The sequence below is a fragment of the Streptomyces sp. MBT65 genome, from assembly GCF_016612545.1.
GTDB lineage: Bacteria > Actinomycetota > Actinomycetes > Streptomycetales > Streptomycetaceae > Streptomyces.
Genome location: NZ_JAENRY010000004.1, coordinates 22,446 through 44,248, shown reverse-complemented (window position 1 = coordinate 44,248; position 21,803 = coordinate 22,446). Strand labels below are relative to the sequence as shown.

General features: G+C 68.7%; 14 protein-coding genes. 5 read left to right on the top strand and 9 right to left on the bottom strand.

Going from position 1 to position 21,803, the window contains the following annotated elements; all coding sequences use genetic code 11:
• Positions 1-686: 686 nt before the first annotated feature.
• Positions 687-1,427 carry a DUF4142 domain-containing protein gene (locus JHN63_RS02415; protein WP_307781793.1) on the bottom strand — a complete coding sequence of 247 codons (741 nt, stop codon included), beginning with the start codon at positions 1,425-1,427 and terminating at the stop codon, positions 687-689.
• A gap of 880 nt (positions 1,428-2,307) precedes the next feature.
• Here JHN63_RS02415 and JHN63_RS02410 point away from each other — a divergent pair.
• From JHN63_RS02410 to JHN63_RS02400, 3 genes are all read left to right on the top strand, one after another.
• Positions 2,308-2,760: a hypothetical protein gene (locus JHN63_RS02410; RefSeq protein WP_200676961.1), complete on the top strand. Its 453-nt coding sequence runs from the start codon at positions 2,308-2,310 to the stop codon at positions 2,758-2,760.
• A gap of 328 nt (positions 2,761-3,088) precedes the next feature.
• Positions 3,089-3,502: a Scr1 family TA system antitoxin-like transcriptional regulator gene (locus JHN63_RS02405; protein WP_200676960.1), complete on the top strand. Its 414-nt coding sequence runs from the start codon at positions 3,089-3,091 to the stop codon at positions 3,500-3,502.
• The gene (locus tag JHN63_RS02400) at positions 3,492-3,746 is read left to right on the top strand and encodes a DUF397 domain-containing protein (protein ID WP_200676959.1); all 255 of its coding nucleotides are present in this window, start codon (positions 3,492-3,494) and stop codon (positions 3,744-3,746) included. Before JHN63_RS02405 ends, JHN63_RS02400 begins: the two co-directional genes overlap by 11 nt.
• A 179-nt stretch (positions 3,747-3,925) precedes the next feature.
• Here JHN63_RS02400 and JHN63_RS02395 read toward each other — a convergent pair whose 3' ends face one another.
• The 5 genes from JHN63_RS02395 to JHN63_RS02375 all read right to left on the bottom strand — a co-directional run bounded on the left by JHN63_RS02395 (position 3,926) and on the right by JHN63_RS02375 (position 11,288).
• Positions 3,926-5,464, bottom strand: a complete 1,539-nt coding sequence (locus JHN63_RS02395; RefSeq protein ID WP_200676958.1) for an MFS transporter — start codon at positions 5,462-5,464, stop codon at positions 3,926-3,928.
• 134 nt (positions 5,465-5,598) lie between these two features.
• Entirely contained in the window at positions 5,599-7,593 is a 1,995-nt protein-coding gene (locus JHN63_RS02390) for an acetoacetate--CoA ligase (protein WP_200676957.1), read from the bottom strand.
• Positions 7,590-9,188, bottom strand: coding sequence for a bifunctional 3-(3-hydroxy-phenyl)propionate/3-hydroxycinnamic acid hydroxylase (locus JHN63_RS02385; RefSeq protein ID WP_200676956.1), 1,599 nt, complete (start codon positions 9,186-9,188; stop codon positions 7,590-7,592). Before JHN63_RS02385 ends, JHN63_RS02390 begins: the two co-directional genes overlap by 4 nt.
• 19 nt (positions 9,189-9,207) lie before the next feature.
• The gene (locus tag JHN63_RS02380) at positions 9,208-10,146 is read right to left on the bottom strand and encodes a fumarylacetoacetate hydrolase family protein (protein WP_200676955.1); all 939 of its coding nucleotides are present in this window, start codon (positions 10,144-10,146) and stop codon (positions 9,208-9,210) included.
• Positions 10,143-11,288 (bottom strand): VOC family protein, encoded by a 1,146-nt coding sequence (locus JHN63_RS02375; RefSeq protein WP_200676954.1) that lies wholly within the window; start codon positions 11,286-11,288, stop codon positions 10,143-10,145. Before JHN63_RS02375 ends, JHN63_RS02380 begins: the two co-directional genes overlap by 4 nt.
• Before the next feature lie 135 nt (positions 11,289-11,423).
• On the opposite strand from JHN63_RS02375, the gene JHN63_RS02370 reads away from it, so the two are divergent.
• A complete protein-coding gene (locus tag JHN63_RS02370) occupies positions 11,424-12,059 on the top strand; it encodes a TetR/AcrR family transcriptional regulator (protein ID WP_200676953.1) in 636 nt (211 codons plus the stop codon).
• 77 nt (positions 12,060-12,136) lie between these two features.
• Here the strand turns inward: JHN63_RS02370 and JHN63_RS02365 are convergent, their stop codons facing one another.
• The 3 genes from JHN63_RS02365 to JHN63_RS02355 form a co-directional block, all read right to left on the bottom strand.
• Entirely contained in the window at positions 12,137-13,045 is a 909-nt protein-coding gene (locus JHN63_RS02365) for a DUF2993 domain-containing protein (protein ID WP_200676952.1), read from the bottom strand.
• 223 nt (positions 13,046-13,268) lie between these two features.
• A complete protein-coding gene (locus JHN63_RS02360) occupies positions 13,269-15,185 on the bottom strand; it encodes a PASTA domain-containing protein (RefSeq protein ID WP_307781792.1) in 1,917 nt (638 codons plus the stop codon).
• Positions 15,186-16,131: 946 nt separating this feature from the next.
• Positions 16,132-17,895 (bottom strand): glycoside hydrolase family 6 protein, encoded by a 1,764-nt coding sequence (locus tag JHN63_RS02355; protein ID WP_200676950.1) that lies wholly within the window; start codon positions 17,893-17,895, stop codon positions 16,132-16,134.
• A 706-nt stretch (positions 17,896-18,601) separates the two neighbouring features.
• On the opposite strand from JHN63_RS02355, the gene JHN63_RS02350 reads away from it, so the two are divergent.
• Positions 18,602-21,520, top strand: a complete 2,919-nt coding sequence (locus JHN63_RS02350; protein ID WP_200676949.1) for a glycoside hydrolase family 48 protein — start codon at positions 18,602-18,604, stop codon at positions 21,518-21,520.
• Positions 21,521-21,803 lie beyond the last annotated feature (283 nt).

The following is a 21,803-nucleotide window of genomic DNA, read 5'->3' as shown; positions in this document are numbered from 1 at the left end:
TTCGCGTAGTAGCGGAACAGGACCCGGGTGCTCTGCCCTGCCCAGACGGCTGCCGTTCGTCATCGCCTGCGATGCCCGTGAAGGAGAGTCCGCCGCCAGCATCCTCATCCCGCTTTCCGAACACGCGCTTTCCTCTGCCCTCACCACCTCCGTCGCATTCGACCTCCGCTCATGACTCCCGACCACGACTACGTCTTGGCCATTCCCGGTCTGCACCCTGCTCTGATCCAATCCCGTAAGGAGCTGCTTGCCCGACACGGATTGACAACCGACGCCGACGAGGTGTTTGACGCCGTCACCGATCGACTGTCTACGGAGACCGGTTTCCCCTATAGCATGGTCAACTTCTCCCTCGAACGGCAACGCTTCGCGGGTCTGCGTAATCCTGTGGCCGAGATTGGGTTTCCGATCAGTGGTGCCAGTTGGCCCGTGTCCGGACGCCGCTGCCACTGCGTCCACTTCCGCGTTGCAGGCTGTGTCCGCCAGCGCCGGCATAGTCGGGTGGTGTTCCTGTACGGGGTGGTGTTGCCGCGATCGCAGCGAAGGCGCAGCCAGTGGCGCGGCCGGTCTTTCACAGCTCAGACTCGCCGTACGGACACGGGTCGTGCGTCTCGCGTCGCCATTTCCTGCAACAACCAGCTTGAAATGCCTCAAGAAACACCGCTCACGATGCCTGTTACAAACTCTCAGCCATTCGGCGCGGTCGAGCTGGGAGCCGCCCCTGCCCCGACTCTGGTGATTGCGTCGATGTCCACCGGAGTGGAAGTGGCGCTTGGCGGCGGATTGAGGATTGTCATCGGCTGCCCAAGGCTCGGAGGCGGCGGAGTCAGGTCGGAAGAAGGCAAATTGGGCGGAGTGGTCTGCCGCAAGAGGGTCTGATCGAAGTTAACCAGACCCGTCCTTTCCATAACTGTGATGTGATCAAGTACGGTATCGTTGGCTTGGTCGGCCAAGGCGCGAACGAGGGTATTCTTCGTGGTGGAGCGTATTTTCGCCACCGTGTTGAAGATCGATCCGTGCGTCATTCGCAGGATGTTGGCAAAGTCGAAATCGAACTGCTCGCGAGTGTCTGTCGTCAGTGCTGAAACAAAGCCTTGCTGCTGAGGACTCGCAACATTGGGCAGCATGATGTTCAACATCGGTGCTATCTTGCGGCAGGTGGAGTCCAGTGCAGCGTGCCCATCCACGAGATGCCGACTCGCAGTGACAACGGCCTCTGTAGTGCCTTTCTGTAGGCCGAGCTGGCCGACAGGGTATTCCCACAGCCCGGCCGCGCGGACCTTCACAACAAAGTCCCGGTCGGACTCGGTCAGAGGGCCCCACGGTGTCTCGGCGATGACGCTGTCATGCGAGGCAGGGGCGGCACTTGCACCCGGCGTGCTCGGGTAGACGAGTCCCGCGACCGTAAGACTCACGGCACCGCCGATAATGAAAGCTCCCGTCATATTCCACGAGAAACGCACTGTACCTCCTGCAGGCCGTAGATCCGTCCGTCGCTAGGTGCAATCAGCGGTACGTACGCAGCACGTCCGTGACTCGACAACTTCGGTAAAAACTCAGCAGATTGTGGCTGAAAGTGGTGCTGTCCTCTGACGGCGTGTGCCTGCTGCCCAGATTCAGTTGTCGAGCTGTCTCGGTACCGCGCGCGGCGAAGCACTCGACAGTCCGGTTTGCCTCGATTTGCCGAAGGTTGCAGAGCGACTTCCTTTACTTCGACCCGTCTTTGAGGGGAACTCCCCGCAAGCCGCACGCCTACCTGCGGTCGTACGTCCTCGTGGTTGACGAAGGTGGCTACCTGTCGCCGAGGTGGTGGCGTCCGGGCACCACGACTTGACGGTGGACTCCCAGCTCGTCCACCAACACGATCCAGGCCACTGGGTCCCTCTGCTTCCCGCGGACGCACCACGCCCCCAGCCCAGCCGGAGATGCACCACCACCGCTCCCCCCGCTCACCTGGTGGGCGACCCTCCTGCTCGGTGGATGACGCGACCCTTGGACGTCCTGCATGCCAGACACGTCGACGACGGAAGCCTGGGACTCGCCGAGGCCGCCGAACCACGGGCCTTACGTGAGCAGAGCCAGCGGTGACGGGGCTATGGACGGATGCACTCCTGAATCGTGCGGTTGCTCTTACCTAGTGCGGCGGCGAGTTGACGGTGCAGCTCCGTCGGGAGTCTTCCGATTCCGAGCACGCACAGCTCCAGGGCGTCTTGGCAGTTCTTCCGCTGGCTTTCCGAAGCGAGAGTGGCGAACGGCAGGTGGGCGAGGTTCTCGCAGGCCGCGTATCCGTCGTCCAGCGTGATGTCGGTGGAGTTCGTCCACGACCCGGCGGGCGGGGCGTTCGTCATCTCCGCCGATGGCGTCCAGGACGGTCAACCCGAGCCAAGCGCCGAAGACGCCTATGCCGCGGTCGGGCTCCAACTCGGTGTAGATCTCGTCCAGGCCATGCGTGTCGCGACCGGCGGTGCGACGGCAGAGCGCGGTCAGGCACGCTGCAACAGCCTGTTCCCATGGCTCGCCGGGGAGGGTGTTTTCAAGGAGGGCTACGGCACGAGCCGGATCGCCTCTTGCGAGCGCGGCGAGGATCACGACCTGTCGGCCGTCGAACATCCGCCTGCCCACGCCTCGATGTTGCTCGATGTGGGCCAGGGCCCTTCCCGACGTCCCTCTGTGGTGAGGCTTCGCGTTCCGTCGGCCAGGAGAACTGTCCAGGGCCAGGCGCGCAGCGCGTGGCGGTCGTCCGGTGTCAAGGTGAGGTGAGCGGGGAGGGCGATGCCTCCGAATGGCGCGGCCGTGCTCGTACTCACCGCTTCGTACAGGGGGAGAAGGAGATGTCGACCGTCGTCGTTCCTCCCGGCGCGGATGGGGAGACGGGTCAGGTTAACGATGGGTTCCAGCCCTCGGATGGCGCTCTTGCCGGGCAGCGGACTGGCACGGAGGTACACGTTGGCGTGCCGGTGGTACAACTCCTCTGCGAATTCAGGCATGTTGAGGTCGGACGCGATGAGAGCCGCTTGGTTGTCGACCGTCGAGGTGAGAACTGGGTCGGTCTGTCGAGGTGAGTACTGGGTCGGTCTTGCGTACAGCGGTGTCGGCGACGGCCGTGTCCGCGGTGCAGGCCGAGATGCTGGTCTCGATCCGGCCGGCTCGACAGAACATCCTCAACAAGGCGACCGAGCTGCACGCGCTCGTGCCCGAATCCGCTCTCCACGCCCGGTTCGCGTCTGGGCCGTCGATCACGCGCGCCCAGATCCGCAAGCTTCTCTACGCCTCGGAAATGTCGAACGTCGGGCTACAGCTGATCCCGCTGACCGTTCACCCGACAACCCCATGGGCGGCAGTCACACAGACGATGCAGACCAAGTCAACTTCCTGGAAAGGGAGTTCGCCGCCATCGCCGCCATCGGGCTTCCCGTCGCCGAGTCGCGAGATCTGCTCAATGAGTACGGGGAACGACTGCACAACTGATCACCAAGAACAGACGCGCCCTGATGTCCCCTGACCCCACGGACGCCGTCTGGAGCAAATCCTCGTACAGCGGGGGCAGTGAGGGGCAGTGTGTCGAGATCGCAAACGTGATCTCGACACACAGGGGGATCGCGATCCGGGACTCGGAGAACCCGAGTGGCCCACCCCCCTCAGGCCGTATCCGGGAAAGGCGGGCCATGCTCCTGGCGACGCCTTTCCCCTGCCCACAGCCGAGGATTGAGGCGATGAACAGGCTGCGGTTGCCGTCGCGGTCATAGGTGACGGGAGTTGCGGCGGGGTTGCATGAGTTGGTGGTGGCGAGCAAGGCCATGGCGGCGCCTTGGAGACACTGTCGACCCTGCCGCCGCCTGCCCGTGGCTCCGCCTGGATTCCGACCCCGCCGACCTCCGCCTCTCCGCACGCGCCCCGTCTTGGCCCAAGGCGCGCAGATGCGGGGTCAGTCGGCCGTTGGCGGTGTCTTAGGTGCTCGCAGCAGGGCGCCGACCGCAGCGGCGAGCACGACAACGCTCACCGCGATCAGAGAGGCCGACAAGCCGTCCATGAACGCGGACTTGACGCCGTCGGCGAGAGCCGTGCCCCGGGCGCCGAGCCGGTCGGCGACGTGGAGGCCGGCGGCCGCCGAGTGACGTACGGACTCGGCCGCGCCGGCGGGGAGTTGAGCGACCGAGTCGGGGAGCGAGGAGCGGTAGTGGCTGCCGTAGATCGAACCCATGAGGGCGATGCCGACCGCCGAACCGACCTCGCGGGTGGTGTCGTTCATGGCCGAGGCGACGCCCTGCTGTCCCCTTCCGAGGGAGCCGGTGATGGCCGCCGTGCCGACGGCGCCGCTCAGGCCGATGCCGAAGCCCGCCAGGACCAGGCCGCCGAGGAAGGGCAGGTAGCCGGAGTCGACGTCGAGGAACGAGATCAGGAACAGGCCGGTGGCGAGCAGGAGCAGGCCGACGGACATGACGGCCTTCATGCCGACCCGCTGTACCAGGTGCGGGGTGAGCAGGGAGATGGGCAGTACCGCCAGCGCGACCGGGACGAGGGCGACGGCGGCCTTCAACGGGCTGTAGTCCAGGATGAGTTGGAGGTACTGCAGACCCACGAAGAAGAAGCCGAAGACGGCCATGAACTGCACCAGGACCGTGATGGCACCGGCACGGAAGCCGCGGATGCCGAACAAGGCGGGGTCGAGCAGAGGGTGTTCGGTGCGCAGGCCGAGATAGGCGTAGGCGGCGAAGGACACGGCCGTGACGACGAAGGCGCCGATCACCACCGGATCCGTCCAGCCCCGCTCGTTGCCCTCGATGATGGCGTACACGAGGGTGCCGATGGCCAGGGCCGTGGTCACCGCACCGGCCACGTCGGGCCTGTGCGGATGGGGGTCCTTGGTGTTGGGGGCCAGCAGGACGGCGCCAAGCCCCGCGGCCAGAGCGACGGCGGCGCTGGCGACGAAGATCGACCGCCAGGAGAACTGCTCCAGCAGTGCACCTGCCGCGAGCATGCCGATGATGGCGCCCGCGGCGGCGAACCCGGACCAGGTGGCCACACCTTTGGCGCGCTGTTCGGGCGGGAAGGCGGCGGTGATGGTGGACAGCGTGCCCGGCATGATCATCGCGGCACCGAGGCCCATGACGGCCCGCCAGACGATGAGGGTGGTCGTGGAGTCGGCGAAGGAGGCTGCCAGGGAGGCCGCACCGAAGACGACGGTGCCGACGACGAGCACGTTGCGGCGGCCGAGGCGGTCCCCGGTCGCGCCGAGCGGCAGCACGAACGCGGCCAGCGCGACGGTGTAGGCATCGGCGATCCAGGTCAGGGCACTGTTGGAGGCCGACAGGTCGATGGCCAGGTCGGGCAGGGCGAGGTTGAGAGCGGAGACCGACGCGACGACCAGGACGAGTGAAAGGCACATCGCGAACAGGACACCGCGGGTTCCGGCGCGGCCGGTGGCGACGGACGGGGCCGTCTCCGTGTGGGGGGTGGTGGTCATGGGGGCCTCAGTGGGTGCTGGGTCGGACGGTGAGCCAGTACGGGAATTCTGATGGAAATATCGAACTTGACCATGCTTCGTTCAGGCTCGGAGTGGCACGGTCACCACTACACGAAGGCCGGGGTACATCTGGACTACCCGCGCCGCTGGGCGCGCCGTTCGGCACCGAGACGGGCGTAGTACGCGATCAGGGCAGGGTCGTCCACAGAGGCCGGGTTGACGACCTGGTCGACCGGGGCGCCCTGGAGCAGGCGTTTGACCGGGACCTCCAGCTTCTTGCCGGTGCGAGTGTGCGGGATGGCCGGCACCTCGATGATCTCGTCGGGGACGTGCCGGGGAGAGGCGTCGGTGCGGATGGCCTCGCGGATGCGGTCGCGCAGGGCGTCGTCCAGTTCGGTACCGGCCGCGAGGACCACGAACAGGGGCATCCAGTAGCCGCCGTCCGGCTCCTCCGCGCCGATGACCAGCGCCTCCGTGATCTCCGGCAGCCGCTCGGCCACGTCGTGGATGTCGGCACTGCCCAGACGTACGCCATGCCGGTTGAGGGTGGAGTCGGAGCGGCCGTGCACGATCACCGAACCGTGGGAGGTGAGGGTGATCCAGTCGCCGTGCCGCCACACGCCGTCGTACGTGGAGAAGTAGGCGTCGCGGTAGCGGCTGCCGTCGGGGTCGTTCCAGAAGTACAGTGGCATCGACGGCATCGGGCGGGTCACCACCAGCTCGCCGACCCGGTCCACGACCGGCAGACCCTTCTCGCCGTACGCGGCCAGCGCCACGCCGAGGTAGGGCGCGGACAGCTCGCCGGCCCGCACGGGGACGGTGGGTGCTCCGCCGGCGAAGCCGGAGACGACGTCGGTGCCGCCGCTGATGGAGGCGAGCTGGACGTGTGCGCCGAGGTGCTCGCCGACCCAGGGGTAGGCGGAGGCGGGCAGCGCGGAGCCGGTGCAGCCGACAGCGCGGATCGAGGACAGGTCGTGCGCCGACGGGTCGATGCCGAACTTGGCCATGCCCAGCAGGTACTGGGGACTGGTGCCGAACAGGGTGACGCGGTGCCGGGCCGCCAGGTGCCAGAGGATGTCGGGCTGGGTCAGCAGGGCCGGACTGCCGTCGTACGTGCAGGTCGTGGCGCCTGTCAGGAGCGTGGAGACGACGAGGTTCCACATCATCCAGTGGGTGGTGGTGTACCAGAGCAGGCGGTCGCCGGGGCCCAGGTCGGACTGGAGGCCGAGGGTCTTCAGGTGCTCAAGGAGGACGCCGCCGTGACCGTGGACGATGCCCTTGGGCAAGCCTGTCGTGCCGGAGGAGAACACGACCCACAGGGGGTGGTCGAACGGCACCGGGGTGCAGGTGAGTTGTTCGGTGCGCGTCGCCGTCTCCTCCCAAGGAAGGACCAGCGACGGGTAGTTCGACGAGAGCCCCGGCAGGCCCACGTGGTCGACGAGGACTGTCGCCTTCAACGTCGGCAGTGCGCGGGCGAGTTCGAGGGCGACCTCACGGCGGTCGTGGGTGGTGCCGTTGAACAGGTAGCCGTCGGCCGCGATCAGGACGGTGGGTTCGAGCTGGGCGAAACGGTCGGCGGCCGCCTTGGGGGCGTAGTCCTGCCCGCACACCGACCACACGGCGCCGAGACTCGCGGCGGCGAGGAACGCGACGATCGCGTGCGGGGTGTTGGGGAGGTAGCCGACAACCCGGTCGCCCTGGCCCACCCCCAGGTCGCGCAGGGTGGCGGCGACGGAAGCGACCTGGGAGCGCAGCCGCTTCCCGGTCACCTCGTACCCGGAACCGGTCTCGTCGAGGGCGACGATCGCCACGTCGTCGTCGGAGAGGTCGCGCAGTGCGTGGTGGGCGTAGTTGAGCGTGGCGCCGGGGAACCAGCGGGCGCCCGGCATGATCTCCTCGGCCAGCACCTCCTCGTACGGCGTGTCCGCGTCGACGTCGAAGTACTCCCACACCGCGCCCCAGAAGCCCTCCAGGTCGGTGACCGACCAGTGGTGCAGGGTGGGGTAGTCGGTGAGGTCGGCTTCGACGCCCCGGTACCGGGCGGCCCAACGGCCGAAGTCCGCGATCCGGCTGCGCGCGGCGGCCTCCGGGTCGGGGGTCCAGGACGGGTTCGCGTACGGCGTGGTCATCGCGCGGTGCTCCTCGGCAGCGGGGTGGACGCGGGCTGTTCGACGGGCCCACGGGTGGTGCAGAGCAGGGGCGCCCAGGCGGCGGTGTCGGTGAAGTCGCCGCCGCCCGCCGGGACGGCGTCCAGCACGACGCGGTCGGGGCGCAGCAGGACGGCGTCGGCGCGGCCGGCGCGCAGCCAGGCGGCGAGGGTGCCGTCGTCGCCGGACTCGTGGACGTCGACGACCCGGGCGCCGAGTCCGTCGGTGAGCGCGCGCAGTGCGGGCGACAGCGGCACCGCGGTCAGCACCGCGAAGGAGTCCCCGAGGACGTCGTCGAGGCGGAGGTGTTGTCCGTCCCGCGTCGTCACCCTGGGCTGCGGGCAGGAGGTGCCGCCCAGTCGGCCGCGGCGGGTCAGCGGACCGGCGGCCAGCGGGCGGCCGAGGTCCCGGCCCGCCCTGCTCGTCACCCCCGGTATGCGGCAGGCCGCGGCGATGGCGGTGCGGCGCAGCGCGGCGGCGCGGTCCTGGCCACCGGTCATGGCCCAGCCGGTGGCGACCGCAAGGCGGATCAGATGACGGGCGTGCGGTTTGCGTTCCCGTTCGTAGGTGTCCAACAGCCGCTCGTCTCCGCCCTGTTGCAGGACGCGGGCGAGTTTCCAGCTCAGGTTGTGCGCGTCGCGCAGACCCGAGCACAGGCCCTGTCCGACGAACGGCGGGGTGAGGTGGGCGGCGTCGCCGAGAAGGAAGACGCGACCCCGGCGCCAGCGGTCGGCGATACGGGCCCGGAAGGTGTACTGCGCCTGCCGGATGACATGGAAGTCGTCGACGCGGGCGATGTCGACCCAGGGGGCGACCAACTCGCGCAACCGCTCGGCGTCGAGGTCCTCCATCTCCCGCAGCCGGAACTCCCAGCGGTAGCGGTCCTCACCGATGCGCATGAAGGTCGCCGGGCGGTGCGGGTCGCAGACCTGGTCGACGCCTTCCCAACAACGGACGGCGGCTTTCGTCGTCACGTCGATGACGGTCCAGTGTTCCTCGAAGCGAAGGTCCTCCCACTGCGCGCCGACGGCATCGCGGGTGAGGCTGCCCGCGCCGTCGCAGCCGAGGACGGCGTCCGCGAGGAGCAGGTGCTCGCCCTCCTCGTCGCGGTAGGCGACACGCACCGGCCCGTCGCCGTGCTGTCCGACCGCCGTCACCTCCGCTCCGCCCCGCAGCTCGCACTCCGGCCGGCGGGCGAGTGCCTCGCGCAGCAGCCGTTCCAGTTCGGGCTGGTCGAACATGCTGGTCTGCGGGAAGCCGTGGTGGCCCCGCGGTGAGCGGCGGAACTCGGCGATCACGCGGTGGCGGGCGTCCAGCAGCCGCAGTCCGCGCGCGGGGCGGGCGACGGCGGCGAACTCGTCGGCGATTCCGGCGGCTTGGAGGATGCGGCGAACCTCGTCGTCGGTGGCGACGGCGCGCGGCAGGGGGTAGACGTCGTGGTGACGTTCGAGGACGACGGTCCTCACCCCGTGCTGGGCGAGCAGCAGGGCGGCGGTAACCCCCACGGGCCCGGCTCCGACGATCACGACCGGCACGTGCTCGGCGGAGTCCGGTCCTACGGATTGGTCGGCGGTCATGTGCGGCTCACTTCGGCTCTCAGTTCGCGTCGGTCACGGGCGTGTGCTGCTCGCCCAGGTCGATGCGGCCGTCCGGGGTGGCGATGGTGGCGGTGACTACGTCGCCCTTGTGCAGGTAGTGGGGGTTCCTGGCCTGGGTCTTGAAGAACGCTTTCCACTTCACGGCGGGCGGCAGCAGCGCGCCGATCTTCTCGACCGCCTTGGGCGGGGCCTTCAGGGCCGTGCCACCGGGGGTGCCGGTCAGCAGCAGGTCGCCGGGGTCGAGGGTCTGGAACCGGGCCAGCAGAGTGAGGGCCTGCGCCGGACGCACGATCATGTCGGCGAGGGTGCGGTCCTGCCTCAGCTCCCCGTTGACGCTCAACCTCAGCCGCAGATCCAGGAGATGGGCGAAGTCCTCCGGCTCCAGCAGACAGAGGTAGGGCCCGGTCGGCGTGAACGTGGGGTACGACTTGCTCTCGTAGAACTGCGTCTTGGTCAGCTGTACGTCGCGCGCGCTGACGTCGTTGGTGACGACGAGCCCGGCGACGTACGACGGCAGGTCCCGTTCCTCCACCACGGTGCCCAGCGGCAGCGATTCCCCCATGACCAGGCCCAACTCGACCTCGTAGTCGAGGAAGTTCACGTGTGAGGGCCGGACGATGGCCTCGCCGGGGCTGCTGACCGAGCCGGACGCCTTGCGGAAAAAGGTGGGCGGGACGTCGCCGGTGAAGCCCGAATCGCGGGCGTGGCTGCGGTAGTTGACCATCTGGGCGACGACCCGGCAGGGCGTGGTGACCGGGGAGAGTGCGACCAGGTCGGCGACGGGAGTGCCCGCCTCACCTGAACCGGCGGCCTCGCCGATGGCGGCCCGGTCTGCCAGCAGCTCGGCAGTTGTGACGGCCTTGGTGTCGACGCGAACAGCGCGCGCGTCACGCACCACCCACCAACCGTCGGCGGTACGCAGGACGTTGGTGCTCATGAGGTCATCGCTTTCATCAGGCCCAGCAGACGTGCGGGGTCGAGTTCGTTGTCGCCGCGCAGGGCGTGCAGTACTTCACGGACCTTCGCGGGCGACGGGTTCGTGCCGAGGAAGTCGCGGGTGGCCGGCGGTCCCCACTGGGCCAGTCCGCTCGCCGACATCGGTGCCCAGCCGGGTTCCACGTCGTGGGAGAACAGGTCGCCGTCGGCGAAGTGCTCCAGCATGAAGCGGTCGGGATCGCGCCAGTAGTCGAAGAGCTGGCTGCCCTGGATGTGCCGTCCGATGCCCCAACTGCGCTGGTATCCGCGCTCGTTGAGGTACTCGCCGCCCACCGCGATCGCGTCCAGGTCGGTCACCTGGTAGGCGGAGTGGACATAGCCGTTACCCGGGCCCAGATGCATCGCCAGGGTGTGGTGGTCGGCGGGCACGCCGCCCAGGTCGCAGCGGACGAACGCCATCGTCGGACCCCGCTCGCGCTGCCCGTCCAGGAACAGGAAGTCGGACACGATCATGCCGAGCGTGTCCAGGTACCAGTCCAGCGCGCGGCCGAACACCCTTGTCTCCAGCACCACATGACCCAGCCGCTGGATCCGGGACGGCTCCCGGGGCGGACGCTGCGCGACGTTCGTACGACGGTGGTCCGTGCCGAAGTTCAGTGACAGCGGCCGCTGTTCGGGCTGCGCCGGGAGCGACTCGGCGCAGTGCACCACCCGCACCGGGAAGCCGGACGGGTCGAGCAGAACGACCGCCTCGCCTCCGCCGGGCACGTCCGCGTCCCGTACATCCGTGCCCGTCGCCCGGGCCAGCCGGTCCAGATCGGCGCGCTCGGCGGCGCGGAACGCCGGGCCGACGAAACGGGACGTACGACCGCGCCGGATCACCATGCAGGGCGAGCCCGCGAACGTGCCCCGCAGCCACAGCTCCCGCTCCGTGCGAGCGGCGACACCGAAGCCGAAGTCACGGGCGAAGACCTCGGCCCGCTCCAGGTCGGGCTTCTCGAACTCCAGCCAGGCCAGGTCCGCCACCTTGATCACCGGGTTCCGGGAGCGCCCGGGGTGCTCGCCGCGCAGGGCGCCCTTCTCGCTGTGAAGGTCCTGGTGGGGTGTCGCGACGGCGGCTCCGGCCACGCGTGTTTCAGACATGGTGCCCTCCGAGCAACATTGCCGTAATGAGGAAATCATCAGCCTTGACGGAAGCATCGTCAATAGCTGGAGCGAGAGTAAGTGATGGATTCATCAGAACTGCGGCGGCCCTGGAACCGCAGCTAGACTCGGCCCATGTCCACCTCAGCCCCGCCCGGCAACCGGTTCGAACGGCGCCGCGCCGAAACCCGCAGAGCGCTCGTCCGCGCCGCCCGGCAGATACTCGCCGAGACCGGAGACACCAGCGTCAGCATCCAGGCGATCGCCGAACGCGCCGACGTCGGCTTCGGCTCCTTCTACAACCACTTCGAGTCCAAGACGGAACTGTTCGAGACAGCGGTGGTGGACGCCCTGGAGGAGTTCGGCCAGGCCTTCGACGAGCGGCTGAACGGGATCGACGACCCCGCGGAACTCGTCACGGCCGGCTTCCGGCTCAGCGCCCGCATGGCCGACTCCCACCCGGAACTCATGCAGGTGCTGCGCCGGCGCGGCCTCGGCCACCTCTACTCGGACAACGGCCTGGCGACCCGCGCGCTGCGCGATCTTCAGGTCGGCATCGCCTCAGGCCGCTTCACCGCCGTCGAGCCGGTCGTGGCCCTCTCGGCGCTGGGCGGGACCCTGCTGTCACTCGTGGAGCTGCGGTTCGCCCGCCCCGAACTGGACGGTGACGAGGCCGCGGTCAGTCTCGCCGAGATGGTCCTGCGCATGCTGGGCGTACCACCGAACGAAGCCCACGAGGTCGCCCGTCGGCCGCTGCCCGACCTTGGCTGAGTGGTCGACACCGCCGCACGACGGGCTCGATTCCGTCGTGGTGAACGCCCAGTCCATCCCGCGCGGAACAGCGAACGTCACCGGCCTGGTTGGAGAGCCGAAACGCGCCGAACCACAGCGTCGGATCCCCCGTCGCCGTCCTGCGGGGCGTCATCGGCTCGGAAGGTGACCGAGTGACCCGAGAAGTGGGCGATCAGGCCGTCGGTCGTGGTGGTGACCGAGCGCAGGTTCAGGCCGTGGGGGATGTTCCGCAGCTGGATGGGCTGCTCGAAGACCTTGTCCAGCGCCGCGCTCCCGGGGGCAGGCAGCGCACCGGCCGTGACGTCGAAGTCCTTGAAGGCGATGCGATTGCCCGAGTCCGCCGTGACGGTAGTCGTCACAGTGACCTGCTTCCCGAGGGGGACGAGGACCACCGCCCTCACCTGACCCGGGCGGCTGCCCTGGGAGATCTCCAACCCAAGGGTGTTCGACACGTCCGTGTAGGACAGGAAGGCGGTCGCCTCGGCACTGCCGGCCCGTGCCTCACTGTCGTCGTCCGACTTCGTCAACCCCTGGAGCCGGAGGGAGAGTTCGGATACCGGCAGTGGGCGGGTGGCCCCCTGGGCCGGTATGTCGTGAGCGATGATGTCCACGTGTCGCAGGGTTCCGGAGGCCGCCTGGGGCAGGACGGGGAAGCCTCGGACGTGGACCTGCGGAGGCAGAGGCGTGTCCATGCCCTCCTGGAACGCCTTGGCCGTGCGTGACTCTATGCGTGCTGCTACGACCCGGTCGACGGCAACGGAAAGGACGGCCAGCGCGACGAGAGCGGCGGTCGCGACAGCGAGGGGGCGCCGCCGACTCCGCCGGAGCCCGGGCGATGCGTACGGTTCGTACAGAGTGGCCTCGTCCTGAGAGCCGTAGCGGTAGCCGTAGCCGTAGCTGTCATAAGAGGGGTAGTGGGGCTCGTACTGCGAGCCGTCGTCGTGCCTGTGCTGGGACGTGGACAAGGGCGATGCCCTCCTTCACTGGGGTCGGTGGGGCGAGTGGAGCGGCCTGGTTCCGTGCGGACGGCGGACCGCGGCGGCGGCACTGGTCGACTCCGGCGGCGATCGGGACGGCGGTGGCGACGGTGCCGTCGTCGGCCCGGATCCCGGAGTTGACCATGGTCAGGGGGCCAGCAGGTGGGCCTTGATGGCGCGCGTCGCCGACGGGCGTCCACCGGGCCGGGCGTCATCTCGGGATCGGGAGGACCGGCAGCAACTGACGCGCCGTGGCCTCCGTGCCGCCACTCGTGTCTCCGCCCGGCGTCGCGCCCCCGTCCGACTGGTCCTTGCCGGCGTCCTGAGTGACGACGACCACGGCGCTTCCCGCCTCCACCTCGCTCCCCGCGGCTGGAGTGCTCGACGTCACCACCGCGTCGGACGCCTGGGAGGATCCAGTGGAGACGGCGACCTGGAGACCGAGGGCGTCCAGTTCGTCCTGGACTTCGGCAAGGGTCTTGCCGAGGATGTCGGTGGGGATCTGCACGGTCTGCACGGCCTTGGCGATCTTCACGCCGATCGCCGTACCCGGCTCGACCTCGTCGCCGGAAGCGACGCTCTGTCCCACCACGGTCCCCGACTCGGCGTCGCTCTCGACCTCGGTCGTACTGCCCAGTCTCAGATCCTGTGCGGCCAGCAGCTTCCGGGCCTCGCTCACGGTCGCACCCGTGAGGTCCGGAACCGTGGCCCTCTGCGCCTCCTTGGCCACCGTGAGGGTGATCTCGGTGCCCTTCTCGGCCTTCTCACCGCCCTCCGGGTCCTGCTTGAGGACGGTTCCGGGATCCTCGCTGCCGGATGTGACGTGCCGGAGCTTCACCTTGAATCCCTTGTCCTCCAGGATCCGGGACGCGTCGTCCTCGTCCTTGTCCGTGACGTCCGGCACCTCGACCTTGGGCGCCCCCGTGGACACGGTGACCGAGACCGCCTCGCCCTTGGCGAGTTCCCCTTCCACGGGGCTCTGCTCGCAGATGTGGCCGCTCGGCTGGTCCGCGCAAGGCTCCCGCTTGTCGACGGTGACGGTGAGGTCGACGTTCTCCGCGGTACGCCGCGCCTCCTCCAGACTCTGACCCACAAGGTCGGGTACGCCGGTCCTGCCGTCGTCGGCCGCACCACGCCCGAACATGAACCAGCCCCACACCAACGCCAGGACGACGACGGCGACGCCCGCCGTGATCAGCACGACGGTTCCCCTGCGCCGGCCGCTCTTCTCTTCCTGGTCGGCGTCGTCGTACGGGAAGTCGCCCTCCCCCGGCGGGAGTTCGGCGCCCGGCATGCGCAGGCCCGTACCGAGGAACGCCTCGATGTCGGCGAGCATCTCCTCGGCGGACTGGTAGCGGTATCCGGGATCCTTCTCCAGGGCGCGCAGAACGATCGTGTCCACCTGGGGGCCGACCTCAGGGTTGTAGAGGCTCGGCGGGCACGGGACTTCCTGGGTGTGCTGGTACATCAACGCCATCGGCGTTTCGCCGGTGAACGGCGTGCGGAAGGTCAGCAGTTCGTACAGCAGGCAGCCGATGGAGTACAGGTCGGACCGCGCGTCGGTCTCCCGTCCCATCGCTTGTTCCGGCGAGAGGTACTGGGCGGTCCCGATCACGACCGACGTCTGCGTCATGCCGACGTCCCGAGCGTCCCGGGCGATCCCGAAGTCCATGACCTTGACTTCTCCGGCCCGGTTCAGCATGACGTTGGCCGGCTTGATGTCCCGGTGCACGATGCCGTGTTGATGCGAGTGAGCCAGAGCTCGCAGCACTCCGGCCGTCACTTGGAGGGCCCGTTCGGCGGTCATCGGCGGCCCGGAGTGCAGGGCGTCGCGCAGGGTGGTCCCGTCGACGTACTCCATCACGAGGTACGGCAACCGGGACCCGCCGTAAGCCACGTCCTCCCCCGTGTCGTACACCGCGGCGATAGCGGGATGGTTGAGGGAAGCGGTGGACTGCGCCTCCCTGCGGAACCGTTCCTGAAGCGCCGGTTCGTGGGCGAGGTCGCCGCGCAGGGTCTTCACGGCCACACTGCGGTCGAGCCGGAGATCGTGCGCGAGATGCACCTCGGCCATACCGCCGGAGCCGAGCAGATATCGCAGCTCGTACCGGCCGGCGATGAGGGCCACCGGGTGCCCCTGCCGGGGGAGCGTCAGGTCGTCTGGTCCGCCGAGATTCACTGCGCTTCTCCACAGAGGGTCGGAAGTCGGGGCCGGGATCTGACGCGACGAGCGCGCCGTCCATGAAGCCAGGAGCACAGGAAAGATAATTGCACGTCGATGGGCAATTATCTTGCCCGGCGGGAGACCGGAACATGAGACGCTCATCACGGTTCACGCTCCAGCCGGCACTCCGGGCTCCGCCTGGACGACGCAACGGCAGCAGACGGCTCCGCCCCGGCAGAGAGCCCGGGGCGGGCGAGGTCGGCCGGATGTCTGGTGCGACGGCGCCGACCACTTGGTCGTCAGCCACGGGCTCCGCGGTCACAGCCGACGCGAGAGTCTCGACCACGACAGAGCCGCGCATCCTCCGGCACTCCGGCACTCCGGCACTCCGGCCGAAATGATCTCGGCAAGAGCGACCCGGGTCCCGCCGTCGTCCGTCTGCGCCCCAGTGTTGACCGCCGCCAGCAGCGCGACCGCCATCGCGTCAAGTCCGGCACTCACCGCAGCGACCGGCAGACGCGAAGGGAAGGCGCCGCCTCTCGGTCCGCGCTCCAGTACCACCGTCGTCTCCGTACGGGCCGGTGCCAGCGTGCGCGCCCGATGAGAAATGAACGTCCCCAGCACACGCATCAACGACGCACGCCTGGCGGGTCCAGGGAGATCCTCATGCAGCGCGGCAGTACCAAGTCGCTCTTGGGGACCGGCTGGAGAACCACCTGTCCCCCGCCACTGCAAGCCGCCTGACCAGCACCACAACCCATCTGGCGACTCATCGGAACGAGCGTCCACTGAGCGTCGCGAGCGTCGCTTCCGGACGGTCTCGCCGCCCGTGGGGCACGGGATCCGCTGGGATCCGTCCCTCGGTGAGGTCGAGGGACGGATCCCGGCGGTCACACGCCGCGCCGGCAGGTCACGACAACGGCGGGTACGCGTTCTGGATCAGCTGCTGGAACTGGGCGGAGAACCAGTGTCCGGCCAGCGGCGAGTTCGGCAGCGCGCCCGTGGGGTTGTTGCCGTTGCGCGCGTTCCCGCCGTACGTCGGGTCGCACATCCGGTCGAAGCCCTTGCCCTCGTCGTTGGGGACGGCCGCACTGTTGCCGTCGGACTCCCCCGGCGGCTTGACCCACACGTAGGCGTCGATGCCGGCGGCCGGAGCCGCGGTCGGCCGTTCCCCGATGCCCGCGCCGCTCTGGTTGCACCAGTTGCCGGCGTGGATCCGCCGGTCGGTCCGGCTGCTGTCGACGTACCCGTCCACGGTGCTCTGCGCTCCGGGTCCGGTGGGCCGGGCGGACCCGCCCCAGCCGTTGCGTGAGGTGTCGATCAGCATGCCGAGACCGGAGTCGAATCCGGACGCGACGAGCTTGTCGCGCAGCGCCTGGGCGAAGGACTGCTCGTCCACGTACTGGTTCCAGTCCACCCACTTCGACTGGCGTACGGTCTGCCCGTTCACCGTGTCCGTCACCTTGAGGTACGGCTCCTTGGTGGGGCTGTAGTTGGCGGTGTTGACGATGAAGCCGGCCACGTCGTTCACGCTCGCGCCGTTCGAGGTCGCGACCTTGTGGAACTCCTGCACCGCGGGATCGAGGTTGCTGTCCCAGCCGAGCCAGCCGTGGTGGGCGGCGTCGATGTAGTTGTAGACGTTCGGGACGGCGCCCAGCTTGTCCAGGGCGTAGCCCACGCCCTTCTCGTAGTTGCCGTTGGACTTCATGGTCACGCAGGCGTCGGTGGTCGTGGCAGTGCCGCCGGCGTTGGTGACCAGGTTCGGCAGCGAGTCGGGTTCGATGACCGTGGCGATCCGCAGGCCCGCGTACTTGGCGTCGGACAGGATCGACGCGATGGGGTCGATGTACTGGGACTTGTACTTGTCGAGGTCGTTGGGTCCCAGTTCGCCGTTGGAGGCGAGCGCGGCGCAGTCACGGCCGGGCAGGTCGTAGATGACGAGCTGGACCACGAGTTCGCCGGAACCCTTCTGCCTCAACGCCTCGTCGAGATGGGCACGCAGGCCCATGCCGCCGCTCACACCGTTGATGGCGGCGATACGGTCCAGCCAGACCGCGGTGGGCTGGTTGGCGATGCGGCTGCCGCCCGGTTCCGCGGCGGCCTTCGCGGACCACTCGGGGTTCACGTACACCTTGGCGCCGGTGTAGGGGTTGTTGGCGCGGCTGCCCGTGTCGCCACCTCCGCCGCCACCGCCCGTACCGCCGCCGGTACCACCACCGGTGCCGCCGCCGGTTCCGCCACCCGTACCGCCGCCGTTGTCGACGTTGCAGGCGACGCCGTCGAGCGTGAAGGTGGCGGGCACGCTGTTGGTGCCGCTGTAGGAGCCGTTGAAGCCGAAGCTGACCGAACCGCCGCTCGCGAGCGTGCCGTTGTAGCTCTCGTTGGCGGCGGTGACGTCGGCACCGTTCTGGCTGAGCTTCGTGTTCCAGGCGTTGGTGACCTTCTGATTACCGGCGTACGACCACTTCACAGCCCAACTCGACTTGGCGGCCGCGTTGTTGGTGATGGTCACGGCGGCGGTGAAGCCGGTGTCCCACTGGCTCTGCACCTTGTAGTCGACGGTGCAGGGGACGGCCGAGGTGGCAGCGCCGGCCTGGCCGACGACGAGCGCCGTCCCGGTCGTCGCCGCGACCAGCGTCAAGGCAGCGAGGAGCGATGTCCTGGTGTGACTCATGAGTGCGGGTTTCCTTCTCTCGGTGGGGAGTTGCGGACGGAGGCCGCACGGACGGTCGCGGGAGCCGACGTCTGGCCACACCTGGGCAAGCAGGCGTTCCAGTGATCGGCGCGCGGGTACGTCCGGCATCTGCTCGAAGGCGCGGCCGTCCTGCCGGCGCCTCAAGACCTCGGTCGTTCCGGGTGCCTGGTCAGGCGCGGGGGTGCCCGGCGGTGTCCGAAGGCGTCGACCGCCGGCACCGGACCCGTACGGGTCGAGCGGGGATTTCATGCCGCCGGCTCCCGGTGTGGGCGGCCGGGAGTCCGCGGTGTCGCCGTGGTTCGAGCTGTCCGAGTTCGTGTCCATGGCGCACGCGGCCATGGCTCCCCGGGCGGAGACCACCGGGCACAACAGTGCTCGAGAGAGCGTCGCTGACTAAAAGTACTGAATGCGGGGGGTGTCGCATGAGCGAGTCCTTACAGCTTGGCGCGCCGCTACGGACGCGTCGCCTGATGGAACCGCTCCCACTGGTGGGGAGGAAGTTAGCGTCAACTGACGAGGTTTCATAGGGTCCTTGCGAAACTTTTCGCTGGATCGGCTCGCTTCGAACTTTGAACGTCCCGGCATCTTGACCGCGCCCGCCTTCATCCCCACGATGGGAGCGCTCCCACTGGATTCAGGCCTTGGCACCTCTCCGTGAGTCGCGTGACGCAAGGAGGAACAGCACATGGATCCCGGACGCAAACGCAGAGCCGTACGGCGGTTCTGGACCGCCGTCGCCGCCGCGTTCGCCCTGCCCCTGTCCATGCTCGCCACCGGTACGACCACCGCGAACGCGGCGACCGTGCAGTGCAGCGTCGACTACAGGACCAATGACTGGGGTTCCGGCTTCACCGCCGACCTCACCCTCACCAACCGCGGCACGGCCGCCATCGACGGCTGGACCCTGACCTACGGCTACTCGGGCAACCAGAGGCTCTCGAACGGGTGGAACGGCACCTGGTCGCAGTCGGGTCAGTCGATCACCGTGCAGAACGCCCCCTACAACGGGACGATCGCACCGGGCGCCGCCGTCTCGGCAGGGGCGCAGTTCAGCTACAGCGGCACCAACACCGCGCCGACCAACTTCGCGGTCAACGGCACCAGTTGCGTCGGCGCCCACCAGCCGCCGATCACCGTACTGACCAGCCCGGCCGCCGGCGCGGTCTACTCTCGCGGCGACACAGTGCCGCTCGCGGCGACCGCGGCGGCCGCGGACGGCGCGACGATCGGCAAGGTGGAGTTCTACGACGACACCACGCTGCTCGGCACCGACACGAGCGCGCCCTACACGTACTCCGCCTCTGGTCTGACTGTGGGCAGTCACTCCCTGCTGGCGAAGGCGTACGACAGTCTGGGCGCGTCCGCGGAATCCACCCCGGTCGGCATCACCGTCGCCGCGGGCCCCGCTGTCGTCGCCTCGACCACCCAACTCGCCGTCCAGCAGGGCAAGACGGGCACCTACGAGGTGAAGCTCTCCACCCAGCCCTCGGCCAACGTGACCGTGACGACCGCCCGGACCGGCGGCAACTCGGGCCTGTCGGTCACCGGCGGGGCCTCCCTCACCTTCACCCCGTCGACCTGGAACACCGCGCAGAAGGTGACCGTCACGGCGGACGCCTCCGGCACGGGGGCGGCCACCTTCGAGTCGACGGCCGCAGGGCTCGCCAAGGCGACGGTGACGGTCACCCAGATCGCTGCGACGGGCACGTACAACGCCCGCTTCCTGGACCTCTACGGGAAGATCACCAACCCGGCCAACGGCTACTTCTCCCCCGAGGGCATCCCCTACCACTCGGTCGAGACGCTGATCGTCGAGGCGCCGGACCAGGGCCACGAGACCACGTCGGAGGCGTACAGCTACCTCCTGTGGCTCCAGGCCATGTACGGCAAGGTCACCGGCGACTGGACCAAGTTCAACGGCGCCTGGGACATCATGGAGAAGTACATGATCCCCACCCACGCCGACCAGCCCACCAACTCCTTCTACAACGCCTCCAAGCCGGCCACCTACGCGCCCGAGGAGGACACGCCGGACCAGTATCCGAGCGCGCTCGACTCGTCCGTGCCCGTCGGCTCGGACCCGCTGGCCGGTGAACTGAAGTCGGCCTACAACACCGACGACGTCTACGGCATGCACTGGATCCAGGACGTCGACAACACCTACGGGTTCGGCAACACCCCGGGCGGCAAGTGCGAGGCAGGCCCGGCCGAGACCGGCCCTTCGTACCTCAACACCTTCCAGCGCGGACCGCAGGAATCGGTGTGGGAGACGGTGCCGCAGCCGACCTGCGACGCCTTCAAGTACGGTGGAACCAACGGGTACTTGGACCTCTTCACCGGGGACAAGTCGTACGCCAAGCAGTGGAAGTACACCACCGCCCCGGACGCCGACGCGCGCGCGGTGCAGGCCGCGTACTGGGCCGACACCTGGGCGAAGCAGCAGGGCAAGGGCAGCGCTGTCTCCACCACTGTGGGCAAGGCCGCGAAGATGGGCGACTATCTGCGCTACGCCATGTACGACAAGTACTTCAAGAAAATCGGCAACTGCGTCGGACCGTCCACCTGCGCGGCCGGCACCGGCAAGGACGCCTCGCACTACCTGCTCTCCTGGTACTACGCCTGGGGCGGCTCCGCCGACACCAGCGGAGGCTGGGCCTGGCGCATCGGCTCCAGCTACGCCCACAGCGGCTACCAGAACCCGCTCGCCGCATACGCGTTGAGCGCCGACGCCGACCTGAAGCCCAAGTCGTCGACCGGCGCGGCCGACTGGGGCAAGTCGCTCCAGCGGCAGCTGGAGTTCTACCGCTGGCTCCAGTCGGACGAGGGCGCCATCGCCGGCGGCTCGACCAACAGTTGGGCGGGCCGCTACGCGACCCCACCGGCCGGGAAGTCGACGTTCTACGGCATGTACTACGACGAGCAGCCCGTCTACCACGACCCGCCGTCCAACCAGTGGTTCGGCTTCCAGGCGTGGTCCATGGAGCGGGTCGCCGAGTACTACCAGCAGACCGGGGACCCGCAGGCCAAGACGGTCCTCGACAAGTGGGTCAAGTGGGCCCTGTCCAAAACGACCATCAACCCGGACGGCACCTACCAGATTCCCTCCACCCTCCAGTGGTCGGGCCAGCCCGACACCTGGAACGCGTCAAGTCCCGGCGCCAACAGCGGACTTCACGTCACCGTCGCCGACTACACCAACGACGTCGGCGTGGCGGCCGCGTACGCCAAGACCCTGACGTACTACGGCGCCAAGTCCGGTGACGCGAAGGCGAAGTCGACGGCGAAGGCGCTGCTGGACGGGATGTGGGGCAACTACCAGGACAGCCTCGGTATCGCTGTTCCGGAGACCCGCACCGACTACAGCCGGTTCAACGACCCGGTCTACGTGCCGAGCGGCTGGACCGGCAAGATGCCGAACGGCGAGGCGATCAACTCGTCCTCGACGTTCGCCTCGATCCGGGCCTTCTACAAGAGCGACCCGGCCTGGTCGAAGGTCGAGGCGTATCTCAAGGGCGGCGCCGCGCCCGTCTTCACCTACCACCGATTCTGGGCCCAGGCGGACATCGCCCTGGCCATGGGCTCGTACGCGGAGCTGCTTGAGTAACCCCCCGCCGGCACTCCGCGTACGGACCCCGTCACCCGACGGCGGGGTCACCGGCCGGGCAGCACCCACCCGCGCAGGGGGCTGCCCGGCCATCCCAATACCAGTTCGGGCCACCCACCGGTCTCCCGGCATTCCCCTGTGCGAACACACACCACCAAGCCGTGGAAGGTCGTTCCGTCTATGACCACCGGCGGATAAACGCCCATACCCCTCCACCCAGAACGGGAGCGCTCCCAATCCATGAGCGCGGGCCAACCGCCCGTAACTATGCCAGTGGTGATTT

Excerpts from the sequence above, each read along its gene's own strand:
- JHN63_RS02350 (WP_200676949.1), top strand. The coding sequence starts at position 18,602 with ATGGATCCCGGACGCAAACGCAGAGCCGTACGGCGGTTCTGGACCGCC.
- JHN63_RS02390 (WP_200676957.1), bottom strand. The coding sequence starts at position 7,593 with ATGACCACGCCGTACGCGAACCCGTCCTGGACCCCCGACCCGGAGGCC.
- JHN63_RS02395 (WP_200676958.1), bottom strand. The coding sequence starts at position 5,464 with ATGACCACCACCCCCCACACGGAGACGGCCCCGTCCGTCGCCACCGGC.
- JHN63_RS02380 (WP_200676955.1), bottom strand. The coding sequence starts at position 10,146 with ATGAGCACCAACGTCCTGCGTACCGCCGACGGTTGGTGGGTGGTGCGT.
- JHN63_RS02375 (WP_200676954.1), bottom strand. The coding sequence starts at position 11,288 with ATGTCTGAAACACGCGTGGCCGGAGCCGCCGTCGCGACACCCCACCAG.
- JHN63_RS02355 (WP_200676950.1), bottom strand. The coding sequence starts at position 17,895 with ATGAGTCACACCAGGACATCGCTCCTCGCTGCCTTGACGCTGGTCGCG.
- JHN63_RS02400 (WP_200676959.1), top strand. The coding sequence starts at position 3,492 with ATGTCCCCTGACCCCACGGACGCCGTCTGGAGCAAATCCTCGTACAGC.
- JHN63_RS02385 (WP_200676956.1), bottom strand. The coding sequence starts at position 9,188 with ATGACCGCCGACCAATCCGTAGGACCGGACTCCGCCGAGCACGTGCCG.
- JHN63_RS02370 (WP_200676953.1), top strand. The coding sequence starts at position 11,424 with ATGTCCACCTCAGCCCCGCCCGGCAACCGGTTCGAACGGCGCCGCGCC.